Genomic DNA, 3,353 nt, shown 5'->3' on the forward strand with positions numbered 1-3,353 from the left:
GCCGAGCGCGCTGCCGCCTTCTACACCCTGATCGAGAGCGCCAAGCTGAACGGGCTCGACAGCGAGGCGTACCTGCGCGACGTGCTCACCCGCATCGCCGACCATCCGGCAAAGCGGCTGGCCGACCTGCTCCCCTGGAACTGGACGCCGGCCCCGCCCGTCGCTCACGCTGCCTGACCGGAAGGCCCGCCGCCGAGCGCTTACCGTCAAACGGCAAGCAACAGCCGAGTGGCACGAACACCCGGCGCTCAGCCTCATACTGATGCTCTGGTGCCTCCTCACAGACCTCACCGATCGCCAAGTTCTGATCCTATGGGAGGGCTCGGCAATGGATCGAGCGATGCAGAGGCTACGGCCGATGTGCGACTATGGCTTCGAAGAACAAGGGGACATCTGTCAAATTCAGGAGCAAGCCCGCGCATTGCTGCGTCGATTACAAGGCGAGGGGCTGTACCTTTCCGCCGCTCCATAAATCACCAAACGTGAGCGCGGACGGGCTCGGTGAGCCGAAGTGCGCCTAGGTGGTTGCCCATCGCGGCAGCGAGCATCGACGGCCCCGGCCGTCACAATTCTGCACCCCTCACAAGCACGACACATGTTAGGACGGGACAACGTCGTGCCGTTCGCGGTATGTGCTGAAGGCACATGACTGCATACCGATGAAGCCACATCCGATCCCGCCGCTGGTAACCGACGCCGCCCGCCTTGATGCGCTGGCCGACTTTGCCATCCTCGACACACCGGCTGAGGCGGGGTTTGACGGCATCGTGCAACTGGCCTGCCAGCTCTGCAACGTACCGGTGGCGCTGGTCAGCCTGGTGGCCGAGGATCGCCAATGGTTCAAGGCGCGGGTAGGCTTCCCGCCCTGCGAAACCGACCTCAACAGCTCGGTCTGCGCCCATGCGCTGGCGCAACCCGATGCCCTCCTGATTATCCCGGACCTGACCACCGACCCGCGCACGGCCGCCAACCCGCTGGTGACCGGTGACCCGTTCATCCGGTTCTACGCCGGGGCACCGCTGCGCACGGCGTCCGGTTTGGTGCTCGGCAGCCTATGCGTGATCGACAAGGTGGCGCGTCCCAAGGGTCTGACCGCGTCCCAGGTCAACGGCCTGCGCCTCCTGGCCGAGCAGGTGATGAGCCAGCTCGAGCTGCGCCGGGCGGTCACCCAGCGCGACACCCTGCGCGCCTCGGAACACCAGGCTTACGTTGCCCGCGATGCCCTACGCGACACCCAACTGGCGATCGTCGCCGCCGAAGGCGCGCTGAACCCGATCCTGGGCGCGGTGATCGACGGCGCGATGCGGGCGATCCCGGCGGCCGAGGGCGGCGTGTTCGAGCTGATCGAAGGCCCCGAATTGGAATATAGCCTGGCACGGGGCGCGCTGCTGCCCCACCAGGGCGTGCGCGTGACCCTGGACGGCAGCACGTCCGGGGCCTGCGCCCGGACCAACCAGCCGATCCTGGTCAGCGACGCGGGCACCGATCCCCGCGTCAACGGCGCGCTGGCCAAGCGCATCAACCTGGGGTCGGCGGTGCATGCGCCGATCGCGCGTGGCAGCCAGGTGCTCGGGGTGCTTAAGCTGCAAGCGTCCTATCCATTCGCGTTCAGCGACGCGGACCTGGCTCAGCTTACCTTGTTTGCCGGGGCCGCCACAGTCGGCTTGACCGAGGCGGCCGCCCGCGCCGAACTGCGTGCCAAAGACGTCTACTGGCGTGGGCTGTTCGACCGCCTGCACGAGGGCTTCATCGTCGGTGAGGTGGTGCGTGATGCCGCTAACCGGATCACCGACTGGCGTTACGTCGAGGTCAATCCGGCTTGGGGCGAGCTGGTCGGCATCGACCCGGCAACCGTCATTGGGCGCACGATCCGCGAGATGATCCCCGGCGTCGAGGACGAATGGGTCAACGAGTTCGCGGACGTCGTTGTGACGGGTCAAGCGGCCAACTTCACCCGCCAGGCGGGCACCCTGCGGCGCTGGTACGAGGGCCGCGCATTCCCGCTGGACGGGGACCGGTTCGGGGTGATTTTCCTTGAGGTGACGCAGCGCGTTGAAGCTGAAGTCCGCCGCACCGCCCTGCTGGCGCTGGGTGACTACCTGCGCGACCTGACGACCACCGCCGAAATGACCCATGCGGCAGCCGAGATCGTCGGCCGCACCTTGGGCGCGACCCGCGCCGGGTTCGGTCGGATCGAGGGCGATGTGGAAGCCATCGTGATTGAACCCGACTGGACCGCGCCGGGTCAGGTCAGCATCGCCGGACGGCACCAGTTCGATGACTACGGCGACATCCGCGCGCACCTGCGACGCGGTGAGCCGCTGGTGATCAACGACGTGACAACCGACCCGCGTACGCGGGACGACCCGGCGGCCATGCAGGCGATCGGGATCACCGCGTTGGTCAACATGCCGGTGCGCGAGAAGGGTCGCACCGTGGCGGTGTTCATCGCCCACGACACCCAGGCACGGATCTGGACCCCCGAAGAGTTGGCGTTCCTGCGCAACGTGGCCGACCGGGTCGAGGTCGGCGTGGCGCGCGTGCGCGCCGAGGAGTTGCAAGGCGTGCTCAACCACGAGCTGGCGCACCGGCTTAAAAACACCCTCGCCATCGTCCAGTCGATCGCCAGCTCCACCCTGCGCGGGGTGACCGAACGCGGCCCGGTGGAGGCGTTCGAGCGGCGCGTGCTGGCGCTGTCCCGCGCCCACGACGTGTTGATGCAGAAAAGCTGGACCGTCGCCAAGATGCGCGCCGTGATGGAAAGCGTGCTGGCGATGCAGGCGGACCTGGACCGGTTTGCGCTCGACGGGCCGGACTTGGACATTTCACCGCAGGCGGCGCTGTCGCTGTCGCTGCTGCTGCACGAGCTGGCGACCAATGCTCTCAAGTATGGGGCGCTTTCCGCGACAGCGGGTAAGGTACGGATCGCCTGGCGCACTGAGGAGGGACAGGCCCCCGCGCTGGTGCTCGACTGGTCGGAGAGCGGCGGCCCGGCGGTTACGCCGCCGAGCAACCGAGGCGGGTTCGGCTCCAAGCTGATCCGCATGGGCCTGGTCGGAACGCGCGCCGCGAACCTCCGTTACGACCCGGTGGGTTTGCAGGCCGAGTTCCGCGCCCCGCTCGCGGAGATCCAGGTACAGGTCCACTAGCCCCTATGGGACAGTTCGCAGCCCCCTCGCCCACCTATGTGCTGGTCGTAGAAGACGATCCCATTCTGATGATGGCCCTAGGCGGTGTGGACAGTTACCGGAGCCACAGGACGATGGCGGCGAGGGTGACGACGGCAGCGTAGTTGCGGGCGGTCTTCTCGTAGCGGGTGGCCACCCGCCGGAACTGTTTGAGCTTGGCAAAGC

General features: G+C 67.4%; 2 protein-coding genes and 1 pseudogene. 2 read left to right on the forward strand and 1 reads right to left on the reverse strand.

What is annotated here, in order from left to right; genetic code table 11:
- Together Q8W71_RS32640 and Q8W71_RS32645 are read left to right on the forward strand one after the other, a co-directional pair.
- Positions 1-177, forward strand: a 177-nt coding sequence (locus tag Q8W71_RS32640) for a transposase domain-containing protein (RefSeq protein WP_305529459.1), incomplete at its 5' end; no start/stop codon positions are given.
- A 482-nt stretch (positions 178-659) separates the two neighbouring features.
- Entirely contained in the window at positions 660-3,149 is a 2,490-nt protein-coding gene (locus tag Q8W71_RS32645; RefSeq protein WP_305529458.1) for a GAF domain-containing protein, read from the forward strand.
- Between the two features lie 94 nt (positions 3,150-3,243).
- Here the strand turns inward: Q8W71_RS32645 and Q8W71_RS32650 are convergent.
- Positions 3,244-3,353, reverse strand: a pseudogene (locus Q8W71_RS32650) (IS5/IS1182 family transposase); the annotation flags it as partial.

This window comes from Methylobacterium amylolyticum (genome assembly GCF_030700245.1).
In the GTDB taxonomy this organism is placed as follows: domain Bacteria; phylum Pseudomonadota; class Alphaproteobacteria; order Rhizobiales; family Beijerinckiaceae; genus Methylobacterium.

Bases quoted from the DNA above. Each gene is read 5' to 3' on its own strand.
- Q8W71_RS32645 (WP_305529458.1), top strand. From the start codon at position 660: ATGAAGCCACATCCGATCCCGCCGCTGGTAACCGACGCCGCCCGCCTT.